14 protein-coding genes and 2 pseudogenes are annotated in these 18,135 nt (G+C 69.7%); 5 read left to right on the forward strand and 11 right to left on the reverse strand.

Annotation, left to right across the window (positions count from 1 at the left end; translation table 11 throughout):
- Window positions 1–15: 15 nt before the first annotated feature.
- Window positions 16–828, reverse strand: coding sequence for a M15 family metallopeptidase (locus tag ACFYOB_RS36295; protein ID WP_388567826.1), 813 nt, complete (start codon window positions 826–828; stop codon window positions 16–18).
- A 501-nt stretch (window positions 829–1,329) separates the two neighbouring features.
- Here ACFYOB_RS36295 and ACFYOB_RS36300 point away from each other — a divergent pair.
- The gene (locus ACFYOB_RS36300) at window positions 1,330–3,513 is read left to right on the forward strand and encodes a hypothetical protein (RefSeq protein WP_388567829.1); all 2,184 of its coding nucleotides are present in this window, start codon (window positions 1,330–1,332) and stop codon (window positions 3,511–3,513) included.
- Between the two features lie 730 nt (window positions 3,514–4,243).
- On the opposite strand, the pseudogene ACFYOB_RS36305 reads toward ACFYOB_RS36300, so the two are convergent.
- The 3 genes and pseudogenes from ACFYOB_RS36305 to ACFYOB_RS36315 all read right to left on the reverse strand — a co-directional run.
- Window positions 4,244–4,474, reverse strand: a pseudogene (locus tag ACFYOB_RS36305) (DUF4267 domain-containing protein); the annotation flags it as partial.
- On the reverse strand, window positions 4,462–4,602 hold the full coding sequence (locus ACFYOB_RS36310; RefSeq protein ID WP_388567831.1) for a hypothetical protein: 141 nt from the start codon (window positions 4,600–4,602) through the stop codon (window positions 4,462–4,464). The pseudogene ACFYOB_RS36305 and the gene ACFYOB_RS36310, both read right to left, overlap by 13 nt.
- Window positions 4,603–4,782: 180 nt before the next feature.
- The gene (locus ACFYOB_RS36315; RefSeq protein WP_388567834.1) at window positions 4,783–5,229 is read right to left on the reverse strand and encodes an anthrone oxygenase family protein; all 447 of its coding nucleotides are present in this window, start codon (window positions 5,227–5,229) and stop codon (window positions 4,783–4,785) included.
- Window positions 5,230–5,320: 91 nt separating this feature from the next.
- On the opposite strand from ACFYOB_RS36315, the gene ACFYOB_RS36320 reads away from it, so the two are divergent.
- The gene (locus ACFYOB_RS36320) at window positions 5,321–5,899 is read left to right on the forward strand and encodes a TetR/AcrR family transcriptional regulator (RefSeq protein ID WP_388567837.1); all 579 of its coding nucleotides are present in this window, start codon (window positions 5,321–5,323) and stop codon (window positions 5,897–5,899) included.
- A gap of 840 nt (window positions 5,900–6,739) precedes the next feature.
- Window positions 6,740–7,201: a DUF3592 domain-containing protein gene (locus ACFYOB_RS36325; RefSeq protein WP_388567839.1), complete on the forward strand. Its 462-nt coding sequence runs from the start codon at window positions 6,740–6,742 to the stop codon at window positions 7,199–7,201.
- Window positions 7,202–7,559: 358 nt separating this feature from the next.
- Here ACFYOB_RS36325 and ACFYOB_RS36330 read toward each other — a convergent pair whose 3' ends face one another.
- The 3 genes from ACFYOB_RS36330 to ACFYOB_RS36340 all read right to left on the reverse strand — a co-directional run bounded on the left by ACFYOB_RS36330 (window position 7,560) and on the right by ACFYOB_RS36340 (window position 10,006).
- Entirely contained in the window at window positions 7,560–8,486 is a 927-nt protein-coding gene (locus ACFYOB_RS36330; protein ID WP_388567841.1) for an immunity 49 family protein, read from the reverse strand.
- Window positions 8,487–9,334: 848 nt separating this feature from the next.
- Window positions 9,335–9,475, reverse strand: a complete 141-nt coding sequence (locus ACFYOB_RS36335; protein ID WP_388567844.1) for a hypothetical protein — start codon at window positions 9,473–9,475, stop codon at window positions 9,335–9,337.
- A gap of 189 nt (window positions 9,476–9,664) precedes the next feature.
- The gene (locus ACFYOB_RS36340; RefSeq protein ID WP_388567847.1) at window positions 9,665–10,006 is read right to left on the reverse strand and encodes a HopJ type III effector protein; all 342 of its coding nucleotides are present in this window, start codon (window positions 10,004–10,006) and stop codon (window positions 9,665–9,667) included.
- A gap of 307 nt (window positions 10,007–10,313) precedes the next feature.
- Here ACFYOB_RS36340 and ligA point away from each other — a divergent pair, with 307 nt between their 5' ends.
- Together ligA and ACFYOB_RS36350 are read left to right on the forward strand one after the other, a co-directional pair.
- Window positions 10,314–12,353, forward strand: a complete 2,040-nt coding sequence (ligA, locus tag ACFYOB_RS36345) for an NAD-dependent DNA ligase LigA (RefSeq protein WP_388567849.1) — start codon at window positions 10,314–10,316, stop codon at window positions 12,351–12,353.
- A gap of 678 nt (window positions 12,354–13,031) precedes the next feature.
- The gene (locus tag ACFYOB_RS36350) at window positions 13,032–14,528 is read left to right on the forward strand and encodes an IMP dehydrogenase (protein ID WP_388567852.1); all 1,497 of its coding nucleotides are present in this window, start codon (window positions 13,032–13,034) and stop codon (window positions 14,526–14,528) included.
- A 217-nt stretch (window positions 14,529–14,745) separates the two neighbouring features.
- Here ACFYOB_RS36350 and ACFYOB_RS36355 read toward each other — a convergent pair whose 3' ends face one another.
- The 4 genes and pseudogenes from ACFYOB_RS36355 to ACFYOB_RS36370 form a co-directional block, all read right to left on the reverse strand.
- On the reverse strand, window positions 14,746–15,258 hold the full coding sequence (locus ACFYOB_RS36355; RefSeq protein ID WP_388567855.1) for a transposase family protein: 513 nt from the start codon (window positions 15,256–15,258) through the stop codon (window positions 14,746–14,748).
- Between the two features lie 56 nt (window positions 15,259–15,314).
- Window positions 15,315–15,611: pseudogene (locus ACFYOB_RS36360) on the reverse strand (transposase family protein); the annotation flags it as partial.
- A gap of 110 nt (window positions 15,612–15,721) precedes the next feature.
- Window positions 15,722–16,252 (reverse strand): GNAT family N-acetyltransferase, encoded by a 531-nt coding sequence (locus tag ACFYOB_RS36365; protein WP_388567858.1) that lies wholly within the window; start codon window positions 16,250–16,252, stop codon window positions 15,722–15,724.
- A gap of 809 nt (window positions 16,253–17,061) precedes the next feature.
- Window positions 17,062–17,703 (reverse strand): GNAT family N-acetyltransferase, encoded by a 642-nt coding sequence (locus ACFYOB_RS36370; protein WP_388567860.1) that lies wholly within the window; start codon window positions 17,701–17,703, stop codon window positions 17,062–17,064.
- Window positions 17,704–18,135 lie beyond the last annotated feature (432 nt).

Raw genomic sequence — 18,135 nt, forward strand, 5'->3', positions numbered from 1 at the left:
GCTGGCACCCGTCCGTCAGGGACGGTGCCCGGCCACCGACCGGCGCGCGACGGGGAAGTCGAAGTAGGTGTCCGGGAAGAGCTCGGGCTTGTGCGTGAAGTGCCACCACTCCTCAGGCAGGTTGACGAACCCCTCCGCAGCCATCGCCGTCTTCAGCAGTTGGCGGTGCGCGCGCTGTGCCCCTTGGACGCGCGGGTCGTCGGTGTGCGACAGCGTGTCGAAGCAGTCGAAGCCCGTTCCCATGTCCACGGAGTTGTCCGGGTACCGCTCCGCTTGCGGCGCGTAACAGGGAACGGACTCCTGCTCCGGCCTCGGCGGGGGCGCCGGGACCGCCGGAAGCGGGACGATCGTGAGGTCCATGGTGCTGCCACGGCTGTGCCCGGACTTCTCGGCGATGTAGCCGTCCTCGAACAGGCGCGACTTGTCGACCCGCGGATAGAACTCCGCCTTCTTCCTCTCGTCGGCCAGGTCCTTGGCCCACCGTACGAAGTGGTCGACAGCCCGCTGCGGCCGGTAGCAGTCGTACACCTTGAGCGAGTACCCCTGAGACAGGAGACGCGCCTGGGCCCGGTGCAGGGCTTCGGCCGCCGGACGCGTCATGATGCAGACCGGCTGCCGGTAGCCGTCGATCCGCTCGCCGATGAAGTTGTGCGCCGACACGTAGCGCATTTCCTGGACGATCGTGGGGTCGACGGAGCTCAGCGAGACGAATTCCCGGGGAGCCTTGGGCTCCGGCGTCCGCGCGACGGCACTGAGGGTCGAGGTCGTCGCGAACACGGTCGTGACCCCCACTGTCACGGCGAGCCGCGCCATCGTCGACATGGTCATCGAGTTCTCCCTGGGCCTGAGCCGGTCTGTCCGCGAATATTCGGTCTACCCGTCTACTCGTCCGCTCCCACAGCAGGTATGCCTCGGCTCCCCGGTCTGTCCGGCGGAGCGCCCCGGAATGGCGGAGACCGCCACCCGGCGCCGGCACGCCCGACCGCATCGCGCAGGCCTGCCTCAGCGGCAAGCCAGCGCTTCGACCGCGTCGGCGACGCGAGCAATGCCGTTGTCGGCGGTCAATGAAACTGAGCCTGCAAGAGGGGTTGTCTGCATGAGCCGCATCCGCACTGTCGCGACCGGGCTGGTCGTCCGTGACGCCCACGGTCCGCTACGGACGCGACCTCGACGTACTGGAGGACCAGGGTGACGCTATCGAAGCCGGGTTGGCAGGCCAGCAGGGAGATCCGTTGCGGTCGTGCTGCGGATTTCGGCGGCTGAGACGGTCCACCTCGGTGTTCGAAAAATTGGGCGCAGGTCGTTCGGGTGTTCTGGGATCATGTCCTGATGGCCCATCCTCTTGAACCCCTGGTCATCAGGCACAACCACCGCCTCCCTGCCCCTTCCGGGCCCTCTGGGCAAGGCGGCACCGCGGCACGGCAGTTCGACGCCGCGCTGCTGTCCGTGGGCTTCAAGCTCTCCGGGGAGCTGTTGGAGCACCTCTCGGGCCTGGCCGAAGAGGTCGTCCTCGACACCGCGTCGCGCACGCTGGACACCGTGCGCGCGATGGTCGGCGACCACGTCCAGCACAATGTCTACTTCGTCGACTTCCCGGCCAACGTGCCGGACACGCTTGAGTTCTGGATGCAGTGCATACGCGAGGCGCTCGCCGACGACGCCTCGCGGGCGGGCACTATCGACCAGCTCAGGTCCGGTGTCGTTGACCTCCTCACCCTCCCGACGTACGGCACCTACCGGCACGTATACGAGGAAATGCTCGCCGCGCACGACGAGCTGATCGCCGCCGCCGGCGACCGCATGACGGTCCTTCACGCGGGCGGCACCCCGGACGACGAGGTCACCGCCTTGTACCTGGTCCTGGCGGGTAGTGCCACACCGCTGGGCGAGGACGGCCTGCGCGACCTCGCCGTGCTCGCCGGGCACTGCGCCGACGGTCCCCAGCCCGAGGAGATCCCGGTCCGGGAGAACCGCGCCGTCGTCAACCGTGCCCGCCTCGACCGCGGCGCGGACCTGCTGCTGGACACCGTCACCGACGTCCTGCGCCTGGCCTGCGCCCTGTCGGATGGCGACGTGACCCTCGCCGAGCCGACCCGTTTCCGCTCGCTGTCCCGGCCGGTCCGCCGTGCCCTGCTCGCCGGCCTCGACACGGTCGCCGCGTCCCCCGCCAAGCTCGCCGACGTGCTCTCCCACCGCGAGGCGTTCAAGCGCCTCGGCGAGCGCCTCCACCCGCACGAGTACCCGCGCTGGCCACACGCCGCCGACGTGTTCGCCGTCGCCCGCGGCGAGAAGGAGGCCAGGACCCTCGACAGCCGAGTCGAGGAACTGCTCGGCTCGGACGACGTCACGGGCGCGGCGCGGCTGCTGGCGGCCGCCGCCCCGGGCAAGCTGCTGCGCTCCCTGGACCGGCTGCTGCGCGCCTGCCCCAGTCAGGAGGAGCGCGACGCGGTCGCGGCCGCTGCCGAGGATGCCGCCCCCCACGTCTCGGGCCGGGTCCTGCTGTCGGTACGCGAGCACTTCCACAACCGGACGCAGGAGGCGGTGCAGCGCCGCTTCTTCGTCAACCGAGGGGGCCGCGCCTGGGTCGGGGCCGACACCCGTCCGCCCGTGCCGCTACCCGACATCAAGCGGCTGGTCGCAGCCCTGGACGCGGAGACCCGGCGTCGGCTCCCGCAGCCGGGGCACCTGTTGGTCGACCCCGCGGCCCTCGACATCGCGCTTCCGCTCAGCGGCAAGGCGACGGCCGCGGGGCTCGGCGTACTGCCCCGCGGGTCCCTCTTGCCCGTCGACGGGGAGCTGCTGCGGTTCTTCGTCCACTGGCGGCAGGCGCAGCGCAGCACCGACTTCGACTTGTCGGCGCTCGTACTGGACGGGGCGTACGAAACCGTAACCTGGCTGTCGTACACGGCCCTCCAGGACGTCGAGGGCGAACACTCGGGCGACATCACCAACGCTCCCGCGCCCGATGGCGCCTCGGAGTTCATCAACCTGCGCCTGGACGCCGTATGCGGCGACTACATCGTCCCGCAGGTCAACATCTTCTCCGGGGAGGGCTTCGAGGAGGTCGCGGAGTCGTTCTTCGGCTTCATGGTGCGCGACGCCGAGCAGCAGGGCCGCCCCTTCGAGCCACGTACGGTGCGTATGAAGTCGGAGATGCGGGGGACGGGCAGGGTCGCCCTGCCGCTGGTGTTCCTGCGCGGGGCCGACGGCGTCTGGCGCGCAAAGTGGCTGCACTTGTACCTGAAGGGCGACCCGAACGCCAACCGGGTTGAGGGGAACCGGGTGTCGGTCGCCACGCTGGTGCGCGGCATCGTCGAACGCGACCAGCTGACGGTGCGGCACCTCGTCGGCCTGATGGCCGATCGCGCCACGGCCACCACGTGGTGGGACGGCAGCCAGGTTCGGGTCCCGGACGGCCCGGTCACGTACATCGGCCTGGAACGCCCGGAAGGGCTGCACCCGGACTCGCTGATCATCACGCCGGAAAATCTCCGCGCGCTGATCCCGGCCTGACTGCTACCGTTGACCACGGCGAGGCCATGGGCGGACTTCCTTCTCACCACTCCACTGCTAGTCCCCCCGCTTTCCTCGCCGTCGATGATGAAGCCGGGATGCCGTTAGGGCATCCCGGCTTCATCACGTCACGCCCCCGGGTGCGGCCGGGCTAGATGGTTCCCGGGCTCACTCCAAGCATTTTGGCGATCGAGGTGCTGCAGTGCTCGGGGTTGGGCAGCAGGTCCCGGGCCATTCGGAGGATCCTCGCTGGATTCGAGGGACTTCCATCAGCAACCGGCCGTCCCGCCGGCAAGGAGCCAGGGGCTGGCCTGACCGGGATGCCGCGCTCGTGCCGGGGAGGCGGTCAGGGAAAGGGCACGCCCATTGAAGTGGCGTGTCCTGCCTGCGGCGCTGAGCCCGGAGTCCGTGCGAGACCGGCAGCGGCCTTCATCCGTCCCGTGTGGCCAGGTTGAGGGTTCCATGCGCTCCCGCTGAGGCGTCGTCGGGCGCGTAGTCCAGGGGCGCGGTGATCGTGCTCTCACGCCGCCCGGGCTCAGGGCAAGGGGAGACGACGGAGGAGGCCGTGAGCGCGCAGCCCGAGGAAAGCCCCCGCCCCGCCGCCCCCGGCCGACGCTGCCCAACTCCTTGCCCAGCTGCGGGACGACCGCCGCGCCGACACCTGGGTGCCGGCCTTCGAGCGGGACTGGGCCAAGGCAGTGGGCGAATACCGACACGCGCCAAGGTGGCGTTAGGCGGGTTGCGGGGCGGGCGTTGCCGGAGCGGCCGCGACCTTGCGGGTCTCGCGCATGATCAGCAGGCCGTTGACCACCATCAGTGTCGCGGTCAGGCAGTGGACGCCGAGCGCAGTGGCCACGGAGCCGTGGTGGGCCAGCACGGTGGCCATGTCGCCGTACGCGGCGAGGGCCTCCACCAGCAACACCCAGCCCAGGGCCCGGCGGTGGCCCGTCACCAGCAAAAGAGGGCCAGGAACGCTTCGGTCCTCTTCTGCGGGACGAAAAAGGTGTTGGCCAGGACGATGGGTCCGGTCTTCTCCTCGAACTGCGCGAACATCGGCCTGCGCGGGTCGAGACTCTGCAGCTTGGCCATTTTCGGTACTTCCTCTCGCTATCGGTCAGCGGGTGCGGCTGGGGCCGCGTCCTGGGGATGCCGGCGGAGTTCGAGGTAGTTGCTGTCCGGGGCCTGGAAGCAGATGGCGGTGGCGGTGTCGCACTTCGGGCGCACGGCCGAGTGGTTGCGGCTGACGGCCGGGCGGGTGAGCCCGCGGGGTCAGACGAGGGCTGCGACCAGCAGGGCGAGGGCGGCGATGAGGATGGCGACGCGGACGTAGTGGAAGCGGTCCCAGCGGTTCATCTGCTGCTTCCAGTCGGCGGGCCGGTTGTCGGGGGTCCACGTCTTGCCCCGGTTGTTGATCGGGACGAGCAGCAGGATCGACATGATCACGCTGAGGATCAGCAGCGCGGCGGCGGCAACGACGAGGCCGGTGCCGTGGTGGTGCCATCCGGCGATGGCCCAGACGGCGGTGAGGGCGAGCGAGGTGATGTACCAGACCGGCATCACGGCACCGAGCATCCGGCCCCCGTGGGCGCGGCCGAGTTGGCCACTGTCGCCGGGAAGCGCGTCGAGGATCCGGTTGACGACGAAGGCGACGGAGAACTCCACCCCCACCATCACGCCGACGACCACGACGGTGAACACCTCAAGTGCGTTGAGCATGACGGCTCCTCCAGAAATCTAGCGTTGCTAGCTGACGAGGCAACGCTAGTACTGCTGCTGCTCGGATGTCTAGCGGTGCTAGGATCGAATCATGTCGGTACAGGAACGCAAACAGCGCGAACGGGCGGAGCGCGAGCGCCTCATCGTGGCCACGGCCCGCGAACTCGCCGAGCAGCAGGGCTGGGACGCGGTCACCACCCGCCGGCTCGCCGAGCGCATCGAATACAGCCAGCCCGTCCTCTACAGCCATTTCCGCGGCAAGCGCGAGATCGTCGGCGCCGTCGCCCTCGAGGGTGCCGCCGAGATGGCCGTGGCGGTGCGTGCCGCGGCCTCCGCCGCGGACGGCCCCCGCGGCAGGGTCGCCGCCCTGGCCCGTGCCTACCTCGACTTCGCCGAACGCAACCCGGCGGTCTACGACGCCATGTTCCAGCTCGACGGCGGCCTGGCGTTCGCTCACGAGGACACCCCCGAGCCCTTGAAGGACGCCTTCGCCGCCCTGCTGGAAAGCCTCGGCGAGGTCGCCGGGGACGGCGTCCACCCGGGGCTGTTCACCGAGGTGTTCTGGGCGTCCCTGCACGGACTGGCCACCCTGACCCGGGCGCGACGGCTCCCGCCGGAGGACACCGAGCGCAGGGTGGAGCTATTGGTGGACCGGCTTGCCATGGCCTGACACACCATCCCGGCGGGCATGCAGTCGGGGCCTCCGGGCCCCGCCGCTGCCCGCCTGTGGCAACGTTTCCGGCCACTCCCGCGCCGTGAAGGACCTTCGCCGCGGCAGCGGCCACCTGCGCCAGCTCAGCTACCGCGACTGGGCCGGCGAGTCCGGCATCGCCAACCCGGTGTTCTTCGAGGCGTACCCCACCAAAGGGGGTAAGGGTGGTCGACGCAACGTCGGCCAACCCGGGCCTGCCGCACATCCGGCCGATCCCCGTCGGCGCCGACACATCGGCATCTCCAAGGTGACCGACTGCCGCTCCCTGGTGTACGGCCAGGTCAGGTGGTTCCTGGCAGACATCCTCCCTGCCCGCGCCGACCCGCGACCCGCCGCCCGCGTCCACGGGAGACCCGCCCGGAGGCGCCGGGTCGACAACCACCCCGCCAGTGTCACGGGCGAGGGCGTCGCGCCCGTAGCTGCTGCTCGAGACCGGCCAGGTGATCGGCCGCGCTGCGCTACGCGCCGAGGTCCGCGAGTTCCTCTCCACCCCGGCCGGCGTCGCCCCCGCGGCCACCGGAGGGACCGGACGTCGACAGTTCTGGTAGTCGTTCTACGACGGTCGCGGCGCCGGGAGCCTTCCCGGCTTCCTGCGGGAACTCGCCGGGTTCCTCGGCTTCGAAGCCCGGAGGAGGCGATGCCCGGCGATTACCAGCGGCACGGGACCTGCGAAACTGAAACCGGTGCACAGGCGTCCTGACGGGTAGTAGCCGAACCGGGGGTACGGGGGCTTGCGCGCTGCGCGGGTCGGTCGTGCACCGGCCCCCGCGTCCCCGCTTCCGAACCGAAACAGGTCTCATGTCGCCTTCTTCTGCTCTGTGGATCCTTTCCCTCGCCTTTGCCCTGCCGGGTGCCGTGCTCGGTGCGGCGTCGTACCACAAGGTCCGGGAGACCCGGCGTCTGCTGCGCGACGGGGTGCGGGCCCAGGGAGTGGTGATCCGCCTCGAGGCGATGCGGATGCAGGGCGGGGGCTCGGGCGACTCGATCACCATCCGGAGCACGGGGACCACGGCGTACGCACCGGTCGTCGCCTGGACCACGGCGGACGGCCGGGCCATGGAGACCACGTCGGGCGTGGCCCGCCCGCTCAACAGGACTCCTGCCGCCGGGACCCGGGTCGAGGTCCGCTACGACCCCGCGCGTCCCTCCCGGTGGATACTTCCGGCCGGAGGCAACGGCCTGTGGTGGGTCTTCGTCGGAGTCGGCGCGCTCTTCACGGTGATCGGGGTCGGGCTCGGCGTCGGGGCGCTGTACGCGTAGGCGCCCTGATGCCCAGTCAGGGCAGCTCGGGAGGAACGCCGGGCGAGGACCCCATGCCCCACGGCTCACCTCGGGTGGGCGGGGGCGGGGCCTGATACTGGCGGGCTCGCGCATTCAACTGTCGCCGGTTCTCGGTGCCGCTCGGTTCGATGGTGACTGTGGGAAGGCTGCAGAGGTGTTTCGACTCCGGGCCTTTCCGGCAACCCCCGTTCCCTCCCTACCAACTTGTCACGGTAGCCGAGGGCGTCCGCGATGACGGGGCGGGCAGTTCCAGGAGTTGTTGCCGGATAGCAGCACCGCGGGCGATCCGTTCCGATCCTCCCCGAGGACCCTGGGAGGCGTGATCAGCCCGTATGGATCAGGAGGCGACTGGGGTGGGGGCCTTCAGCAGCGAGGCTGGAAGGTAGCCGGACCGGATCTGTAGGTCCCAGCCATGAACCTGCACGGCAAGTGCGGCCAGCGTGATCGCGCCCAGGGGAAGCAGGCTTCTGGGCGCGGGGTCTTGGCCAACGCTGGCACGGTGCTGCGCCAGGCGTTCGTCCAGGGCCTGTTCGAAGGCTGCTTGGTCGTCGCGGAGCAGGACGCGCAGCAGGCGCTGATCGGGGCTCGTCGCATGAGCGGCGTCCAGGGCGAGGGCTGCGTCGAGGCGCTCATCGGTGGATGGCTTGTTCAGCGTCACCTGTGGCCAGTCGCGGGGGAGGTGGCCTCGGGCCGAGGTCAGGTAGCCGCGTAGGGCGTCCATGTGCGCGAGGTCGGCCGGCTCGGAAACGGAGTCTCGTTCGGCGTGGGGCAGGTTGTTGTGCAGTGCGGGTGCGTAGTCGTTTCGCAGGAGCAGTCCGAACACCCGCTCCCAGTCCCACACCACGCCACTGGCCACGCAGATGTTGAAGGCGTCGACCCATGTGCGGGCGGTGACCGTTTCGGTCGCGTCGTGCATCTCGTCGTAGTCCAGCTCCTCGCTGGTGAAGCGGGTGCGGGTCAGCGGAAAGGGGATCTCCCAGTCGCCTCTTGGGCAGCAGCCCCTCTCCAGGACGCCGAAGAAGCACTCAGCGGCCGTGACCAGGGCGAGCCGGGTGCGCTCGTTGTCGAGGTTCGGGTCCTGCGTGCTGCGCGCTGCGACGTGGTCGAGCAGTTCGCAGCCGAGCTCTTCGAGCATCAGGCGCATCGGATACCCGCGCTGGTAGACGTCCTCGAAACGCTCCTGGACACGGTCCGCCTTGTCACCGAGGGCCTGTTCCAGGCGTGACTGGTTCACGGGATGGCGTAGAGCGTGGTTGATCTCCATCCGTTCATCCTGCCACCCGGTATCGACAGCGCGGCCCTCACACTCTCAGTCCGGTGACCGTCGTCGGCAAAGCGGGCGCCGGAGGGTCATCGTGGAGACGGGGATGATCACCCGGTGGCGTCCCCGGCCTCCTGGTGTGGCTGAGTGCTGGCCAGTCCCAGCGGCCGCGTCGTGGGGCCGACCGTGGTCCTCCTGAACCCCCGTCAGCGAAGGTACAGACGATCACCGCCGAGGAGGCAGCTGGCGGGCCGGTCCTCGTAGCGCGCCCAGGCTGCTTCCAATGTCGCTAGCGCAGCGGAAGCAACGAGACGTCGTCCGCCAGGCCCAGTCCCTCCTGATCAAGGCGATCGAGCAAGCCGACGTGCTCGACGAGGCCGTCATCGGCCAGTCGATCGAGCGAAGACGGTGTGCGCGATGTCGGCTTCTGCTTCGTCCGTGTCGGCCACGGGAGACGATCTCATCCCGGACCGTCGGCGGGTTGAGCTGTGGCGATGTGCTGGGTGTTGGCGCGCTGCCGCGTTGTCTCGGTTGGGTGTTCCTCCTACGATGGGCACCTTTACGAGGGGGCAGAGTGGATCTCAGAGCACCGGTACCGTCTCGGAGGCTCGGGCCGTCCCCGTTGACCGATGACGGGATCGCGGCACTGCTGGCACGCTACGAGTTCGCTCCACACGAGCCCGCTCGCGCACACCGCCGAGCTTGAGCTGGAGCTCGGCGTTCCAGCCGGCCCTGTGCGTACGCAAGCATCGCCGCAGCTCGGCAAGGCGCTTGTCCGCGTCGCCGCGAGAGCCTGGTACTTGATGCACTGCTGGAGCGCGTCGTCACGCCGCTGGTGCTGGCGTACCAGCTCACCGCTGCCGGACCGGGAGCCAGCGGCACGGCGCTCGGCGTCGGCGGCAATTCCACAGTTCCAGCGCGTGGAGGGCCTTGGTGTTGCGGGCCGCGCCGTGCGGGGTGAAGGACTCCACCAGCCGTCCGACGAACTGCAACGAACCCTGCTATTCAGGCCGCCGTTGAGAGGCAGATCCGGGAGGCCGTGCGTGAGCCCGAGACGCTCTTCGCGGATGGGCAGGCCGAGATGTTCCGCCTGTGCGAGGAGGCAGGCCGGCAGCGCGCGAGCAGCTCGTCGTACGCGCTCGCCGAGAAGGCCGGACTCACCCCGCTGCCGGCGCCGTCTGTCAGCTCTTGCGGGTCAAAGGTTGCCCGGCGAAGCTCACACCTGCCAGGCCCTGGGCCACGAGGTTGCGAATGTTGCCGTGATCGGTGTCGTTCGGCGTCGCCAGCACACTGCGGTAGTGCTCACCGAATGCCAGCAGCGCCTCCTGGTCGCTCAGTCCTTCCAGCAGGGCCAGTCCCAGCGTCTTGCAGGAACCCTCGTTCTCACCTGCGGCGTTTTCCAGTTCCCCGTTGCGGAACGCCTGCGGGTGATACTCGTAATGCGCGGCGACGAAGGCCAAGGTATCGGCGAATTCGTGCTCACCTGACGCAAGGCTTGCCCGCAGCGAGTTCAGATCAGTCATGTCGGTTCCCCTGGGTTGGACAGACGATCCGATGGCCGTCCGGACCGGACGACGATACCCCCTTGAGGCCAGGCGGTAAGAATCGCGCCACATGCCGGAACGAGCGGCATTTCCCCAGGTCACGGGGTGCGACTCGGCGATCCGCCGAGAGCCGGTTTCGGTCCGGGGGACCGGCCGCGAGGGCGGTGCCGATCAGCAGGCCGTTGCCGTTCCCGCCCTGTGCCGCAGGGCGGCTCGGTTGCATGCCATGGCAAGGCAGGGTCGGGCGGGCGTGGCGTTGTCAGTGCGGGACAGGATGATGACCTTCATGACCGAAAACAGTGCCCTGCTCTCTCCCGCCGCCTACGTTGAGGCCGTGACCACCGCGGTGGCGGCGTCGGCCGCGTACTACGGCGACGGGACCACCCCGCTCGGTGACGACGAGTACGACGGGCTGCTGCGCGCCATCGCAGCCTACGAAGAGGCCCACCCGGACGAGGTGCTTGCCGAGTCGCCGACCAGGAAGGTGGCGGGCGGGGCTGTGCAGGGTGACGTGCCGCACTCGGTGCCGATGCTCTCCCTCGACAACGTCTTCGACGCCGACGAGCTCTTCGAATGGGCCGCAGGGCTGGAACGGCGTCTCGGGCACCCTGTGGACGGGTGGTGTGTGGAGCCGAAGCTCGACGGCCTCGCGGTGGCCGCCCGGTACCGGGGTGGTCGGCTCGTTCAGGTCCTCACCCGCGGCGACGGCTTGGCCGGCGAGGACATCACCCACGCCGCCGACGCCGTCCTCGGTCTGCCGCCCGTACTCACCAAGCCGATCGACGTCGAGTTGCGCGGCGAGGTGCTGCTGACGACCGCGCAGTTCGAGGAGGCCAACCGGATCCGGCTCGCCCACGAGGCCACTCCCTTCGCGCACCCGCGCAGCGGAGCGGCCGGCACCCTGCGCGCCAAGGACCGCCCCTACCGGATCGAGTTGACCTTCTTCGCCTACAGCGCGATCGGCCTGGACGACCTCGGCCACGTCGCTCTGCTGGAGAACCTGGCCGCGCTCGGCGCGAACACGGCCGCCAGCACGGCCGCCGCCCCGATGCGATGCGAGACCGTGGAGCAGGTGCAGGAACGCATCGACGTGATCGCCGGCCTGCGCGCAGACCTGCCGTTCGGGATCGACGGTGTCGTCGTCAAAGCCGACACGCCCGAGGACCAGCGGCAGGCCGGCAACGGCTCGCGCGCCCCGCGGTGGGCGGTCGCCCGGAAACTGGCGGCCGAACACAAGGTGACGCGCCTGCTGGCGGTGGAGTGGAACGTCGGCCGGACCGGGATCATCGCCCCGCGCGCTGTCCTGGAGCCCGTGGTCATCGACGGGGTGACGGTCACCTACGCCACGCTTCACAATCCCTCCGATATCACCCGTCGCGGGCTCATGATCGGCGACCAGGTGTTCGTGTACCGGGCCGGCGACGTGATCCCCCGGGTCGAGGCACCGCTGGTCGACCAGCGCACCGGCGCCGAGAGCCCGATCGTCTTCCCCGGGGCGTGCCCCCGGTGTGGCGACGCGATCGACACCTCCGAGCAGCGGTGGCGGTGCGTGCGCGGCCGGAGCTGTCAGGCCGTGGCCTCGGTGATCTACGCGGCTGGCCGGGACCAGCTCGACATCGAAGGACTCGGCGGCACGCGCGCGGTCCAGCTGGTGGAGGCCGGTCTGGTCAAGGACGTCGCCGACCTGTTCACGCTGACCCGCGAGCAGCTCCTCGGCCAGGAGCGGATGGGTGAGACCAGCGCCGCCAACCTCCTGGCCGCTATCGAGACCGCCCGCGGGGCCGCATTGAGCCGCGTGTTCTGCGCCCTCGGTGTCCGCGGCACCGGGCGTACGATGTCCCGCCGCATCGCCGCGCACTTCGGCTCGATGGCCGCGATCCGGGCCGCCGACGCGGACATGCTGGCCGGGGTCGACGGCATCGGCACCGAGAAGGCACGCGTCATTGCGGCCGAACTCGTCGAGCTCGGCCCGCTCCTCGACAAGCTTCAGGTCCAGCAGGTCGGCACGCAGGTCACCGAGCCGCAGAAGCCCGCACCCGACGCGAGTGACGCCGAGGACTCCGCGGGCGGCCCGCTGGCCGGACAGGCCGTCGTGGTGACCGGCTCCATGACCGGCCCCCTTGGGGTGTTGTCCCGGAACGAGATGAACGAGCTGATCGAGCGGGCCGGCGGAAAGGCATCGCCGTCGGTGTCCAAGCGCACCACCCTCCTGGTGGCGGGGGAGAAGGCAGGCTCCAAGCGCACCAAGGCCGAAGAACTGGGCATCCGCATCCTCGACCCCGAGGAATTCGCCGTCCTCGTCGCCGGCTTCCTCCCCACTTCCTAAGGGCCGTCCGCCTAACTGCTGGTCACGGATGAGATGGCGTACCCGGCTTGAAGCCGACATGCGCAGCGCCGCCGATCATCATCCGGGCACCCGGTTCCGTCAGCGCCCGGTGGAAGACGTTCGGCGCGAACTGAGCCGAAGGCAGCGTGACGCCCGACTCGGCCGCGGCGGCGCGCAGGACGCCGTCGGTTCGTCCAGGATCAGGCCGGACACGGCTACGCCAGCACCACGGCCATCTACACCGGCGTCTCGGAGGAGTACTTTAACCGGCTGCTGCAGCGGAAGTTGACCCATCGCCACCCCGGCATCTGGGAGGGCCTCAAGTGATCAAGAAGATCTTCGCCGGCCTGCCCGGCATGCACCGCCACACCGCGATCCGCTGGGTCGCCAGGCGCGACCGGGTGGAGTACCTCGCGGGCAAGAGCCGAGGATCAGAGGGAGGCACCCGCCACCGGCGATCACCGGTGAAGAGGACAAGATTCGTGCAGCGGCGGGGCAGTCGATAAGGTGCAAGGTCACGACCGCACCCGGTTCGATCACGGGCAGGTCAGGGCTCTGCCGCAGCTCGTGTCACCTCCGCAGCTGCCATGCCGGCACCTGCCTGCCCGGGTCTTGGGACACGGGGGCGGCCTTCACGACCGGGCAGTCGGGTTCCGGTCGACGGGTCAGGAGGAACGAGTGGCACAGGTCATCGCCGAGGTCTCAAGGACGTTCAACGAGTTTCTGCTCTTGCCCAACCGGACCCGGACCGACTGCTCGCCCGCGACGGTCAACCTGCGCACGCCCCTGGTGCGGCACGTCGTCGGGGAGCAGTCGGCGATCGAACTCGGCTCCCCGTTCACGTCCGCGATCATGCAGGCTGTCAGCACACCGGAACTCGCCATCGCACTCGCACGCAACGGCGGTCTGAGCTTCCTGCACCACAACCAGTCGATCCAGGACCAGGCCGCAGCCGTCCGCCAGGTGAAGAACTTCAAGGCCGGATTCGTCACCAGCGACACCAACGTCGGCCCCGACGACAGCCTGAGCCACCTGGTCGCCGTCATGCAGCGCACCGGTCACAGCACCGCCGCGGTCACCCACGACGGCAGCGCCACCGGCCGCCTGCTCGGCCTGGTGACCTCCCGCGACTTCCACCCCCAGCGCCACGACCTCGACGGACCGGTGAGCGGTCGGATGACCGCCATCGCCGACCTCCCTCACGCCGCAGCCGACACCACGCTCTCCGAAGCCAACGCCCGGCTGTGGGACCAGCGGCTCGACTGCCTCCCCGTGCTCGACGCCGAGGGCCACCTGCAGTACCTGGTCTTCCGGTCCGACTACACGGACAACAAGCGCTTCCCGAATCAAGCCGTCGACAGCGCCAAGCGCCTGCGCGTGGGCGCGGGCATCAACACCCACGACTACCAAGAGCGCGTTCCCGCCCTGCTGGAGGCGGGCGCCGACGCCCTGTGCTTCGACTCCTCCGACGGCTACAGCGACTGGCAGGCGCAAGCCCTGACCTGGGTGAAGAAGCACTACCCGGAGATCCCGACCGGCGGCGGCAACGTGGTCGACGGCGAGGCGTTCACTTTCCTCGCCGAGGCCGGTGCGGACTTTGTCAAGGTCGGCGTGGGCGGCGGCTCCATCTGCATCACCCGCGATCAGAAGGGCATCGGCCGCGGCCAGGCCAGCGCGGTGCTGGACGTCGCCGCCGCCCGGGACGCCTTCCGTGAACGCACCGGCGAGTACGTGCCGGTCTGCTCTGACGGCGGGCTGGTGCACGACTACCACGTGGCGCTGGCACTGGCGATGGGAGCCGACTTCGTCATGATGGGGCGTTACTTCGCCCGCTTCGACCAGGCGGCCGGCGCGAAGCTCCCCACCCGGGACGGCTTCGTGAAGGAGTACTGGGGCGAGGGCTCGAACCGCGCCCGCAACTGGCAGCGCTACGGACAAGGAGGCCAGGGCCTGATCTTCGAAGAGGGCGTCGACGGCTACGTCCCCTACGCCGGCGACCTCAACGAAGGGCTCGCCGTGACCATCGCCAAACTCAAGACCACGATGGTGTCCTGCGGCTCCACCACTCTTCCGGAGTTCCAGTCCACGGCCCGGCTGACGCTGGTCTCCGACCAGAGCTTCCAGGAAAGCCACGCCAACGTCACCCTGCGGGACACCCCGGCGACCGTCGGCTGAGAGGCTGCCATGAGCCCCGGGCTACTGGCTGGAGGGGAATAGTGGAGAGCAGGAATAGCCCCCTCCCGCCAGTAGAGCGGGAGCCGGGAGACCTCGCAAGCGTCGACAGTTCCGCGGAACCTGCAACCAGGCGGTGGCGACCTTGGGAAGATCTGTCGACGGTAGTGGAAGTGCTTCCTCCGCGGATCCGCCCTGGCGCGCCCCACCGACTCCGAAGCTACTGAACCTGAAGGCGGGTTGCCGCAAGGGCTGACGGTTGGTGATCGTCGCGGTATGCCGAGCGGGTCCGGATGGAAGCGGTCTCGATGCTCGCTGTCGGGCGGGGCGGTAAGGAGATCAGGAAGGGGTTACGGGTCAGCGTCGTCCGCTTCTTCGGCGGGGCACTGACCTGGTCGGGGAACTCATCGGCCGGGCCCCGGTAGCCCTCGTCGACCTCGGCTCTATCCCTCGGGCGGAGCCGGAACTGCTCGGCGATACCCTCGGTGCGCATCGCGGTTTGGTCGTGCATGCGCCCGGGCCGGTCCGCGCCGGACCACAGCAAGCGGCCCTGGCCGTCGGTGATGGTGGTGCTCTTGATGGTGTTCAGCTTCTTCTTGCCGGAGACGAAGGCTCGTCGTCCGGGCCGGTTGGCCCTTGGGCGGCGGACCTGGGTCTCGGCTCCGCCGATCCGCAGCTGGATCCCCTCGGCTTCCGCGGAGGCGAAGACGTCCGCCAGGTTCCGAAGCCGCATTCCTGGGCGGCCGGGGATGGCGAACCCGCGCGCCGCCAGGGAGGGCGGATCTCGCCGATGGCGCGGGAGACCGTGGGGCGGGCCGTGCCGTACAGCTCGGCGAGCGCGGCGTGCGGGAGACCGGTGCGCAGGTGGACGAGGGCGACGAGCACCCGGTCAGTGAAGACCAGGTCGTACTTCGGCCCAGCTCCGGCCTGCAGCTGCCGCCCGGCAACACGCCGCTCATCCAGCGCCGACTCGCACTGAGCAAGCCACGGGTCGGCCAATTCCTCGATCAGATTGCCGAGATGCGTACGGGCCACGCCGCAGAAGGCAGGATGGGACGAGGTCGCACGGGCCCACTTCTTGGTCACGCTCGAAGAACCCGCGCGGCCACTGTCGCGCCACGGCCATCAGGGACTGTCTGAGCTGGGAACGCCTCGGCAGGAGAGCTAAGGCGGCCGATGCAGCACCGACCCAAGCATCAGGCCCTCAGCAGTCCACCCACCCACCAGTCGTGCGGCTTGCCGTCGTTGGCAATACTCCGATTACGCAGAGTCCCTTCGACGGTGAAGCCGAGTTTCTCGGCGACGGCACGCGACCCGGCGTTCCCGACCATGGCCCACCACTCGATGCGGTGCACGTCGAGCGTGGTCCAGCCCCAGTCACACAGCGCCCGCGCCGCCTCCACTGAGAAGCCCTGGCCGCGCTGTTCCTTGACCGCCCAGTAGCCGAGCTCCCAGACGCCGTGGCTGAGGAGGGTCAGGCAGTACGAGCCGACCAGGGCGCCGGTGTCCTTGCGGAACGCGCCGAGTGTGTAGTCCTTGTCCTCGGCCCACTGGGTGGGCAGCTTCTCGCCGACGAGCTTCTCCGCGTCCGCACGCCGGTACGGCACCGGCACCGGCGTATAGAACTGGATGTCTTCGTCCTGGCAGGCTTCGTACACCGCATCCGTGTCGGCTGAGGTGAAGGCTCGCAGCAGCAGACGGTCGGTCTCAATCGTCACCGGATCCATTGCGGCAGTATGAACACCATCCGCAAGCAACGACCAGCGAATATCGCCCGGGAGCCGTCGAGACCACAGGCTCCCGGCCGACCCGGTAGTCGGCAGGTTGGTGGCGTACAGCCTGCTCGCGGCGGTCCAGGGCCGAGGTGGCGGACTGGCTTCGCCGGGGGCGGACCGCCGTGGCTGCCCCGGCGCGCCACGATTCCGGCCGTGAAAGAGCTGCCGAGTAGGGTGGCGCCCGAGATCCGGGCCCAGGCAGATCCGAACAACAACCCTGAACCGGTACGAGAGGGAGGGAATGACCATGGCAGAGCGACGCATCGCGGTGTTCGGCGCCGGATACATCGGGCTGGTGACCGGAGCGTGCCTCGCTGAGCTCCGGTACACCTCCGTCGGCCGCCCCTGACCTCCGTCCAACAGCGGGCTTTAGCCTCTGCGTTCGGCCGGGCATTGGCGACCTCTTGACCGGACCAGCCGAAGGGCGTCTCCCACCACGGGGAGGCGCCCTTCGTTGTCAGGGGGCGAGTGCGGACAGTTCCTCGGCCACCGCAGGATAGGAGTAGATGAAGAAGTTGGCTCTGGCGCTCGGAGGCGCCGCAGCAGCAGGGCTGTTGTTCCTCGCGAGCGGCACCGTCTCCGCCGCGACGCAGAGCAGCGTCGCGCCGACACGGGCGAAGGCCGGCTGCGCCCTCGACCCGGCGGTGGCTCACGAGAACGTCCGGATCTGGGAGGCTGCCAAGGTCAACGCCACCGCCCTCAGGCCGGGGTCCGGGCTGCGGACCGGCGCCCCGCCGCACCCCGGCGGGGGTACGAGCCCGTCAGTCCGCCCGGCGGGCCAGGCTCGCCATCGGGGAGCGGTGGGTCCAGCCCAGAGCCTCGTACAGGGCCCTGCCGTCGGGCGTGGCCACCAGTACCCCGTCCCGCGCTCCCGCCTCCCACGCGGCGTTCTGCAGCGTGCGCATCACCAGGGCGCCCAGGCCGCGGCGGCGCTGGTCCGGGGCGGTCTCGATCTGGTCCGGCACCGCGGTGCGGCCGGCCATCCCCACCTGGCCCCTCGCGGCCAGCCGCCCGTCCCCGGCGCGGACCAGGGCCTTGATCACCCCGCCCCGGCTCCAGGACGTCACCGTGTACCCGGCCGGCGGCGGCCCGGCGGGCGCCGGGGCGAGCGACAGGGTCATCAGGAAGCCGGCGATGTCCGTCTCCCAGTCGTCCCCCGCCCAGGGCCGCACCACCTCGTCCGGGGCGAAGAGCTTGAGCCAGGTGGCCGGCGGGGCCGTGGCGGCCAGCTTGCGGACGTCGGCCTCCACGGGCGCGGGCACCACGTGCCGGGAGACCTCCTTGGACAGCCCCACGGCGATGGTCCACCCCCACGGTTCCTCAACCGGGTCGGCCGCGCCACGCGAGACGACCCAGCCGTCGATCCACTGCTTCACCCAGCTGGTGAGTCCGTCCTCGGACATGATTCCCCCTGTATGTAACGAGCCGTTTCCTATAGGGGTCATTACATCATCGGGACCTCGTCGGCGAACCCGCCGCTGCGGTAGTGCCTGGCCCGCCGGTCGAAGTCCTTGACCACTCAACTGCGCGTATGAAAAAAGGAATTGGTGCAGAAATTCCACCGGCGTGGTCAATGGCGCGGCATACGCGGACGGCTGGAAGCGGGAACCGTTCACGCGTGGATGTGTATCTCCGAGCACACAGCGAGACGTGTCCGGGCGGGTCCCGGCTCGACCCTCAGGGGGATCTTGACTTCATCTCACCGCGGAAGACTGCGTGCACTGGCCGCCGGCGGCGTACTAGGGCCTGTGTGATGTCGTGATCAGTTCCTGGGTTCTGTCCTCTTCGCGGGGTGGAACCCGGTAGGACTGTGGTCGTGACACGCAGGCAACTCA

Origin of the sequence: Streptomyces sp. NPDC006463 (genome assembly GCF_042870715.1) — a bacterium.
Taxonomy (GTDB): Bacteria; Actinomycetota; Actinomycetes; order Streptomycetales; family Streptomycetaceae; genus Streptomyces.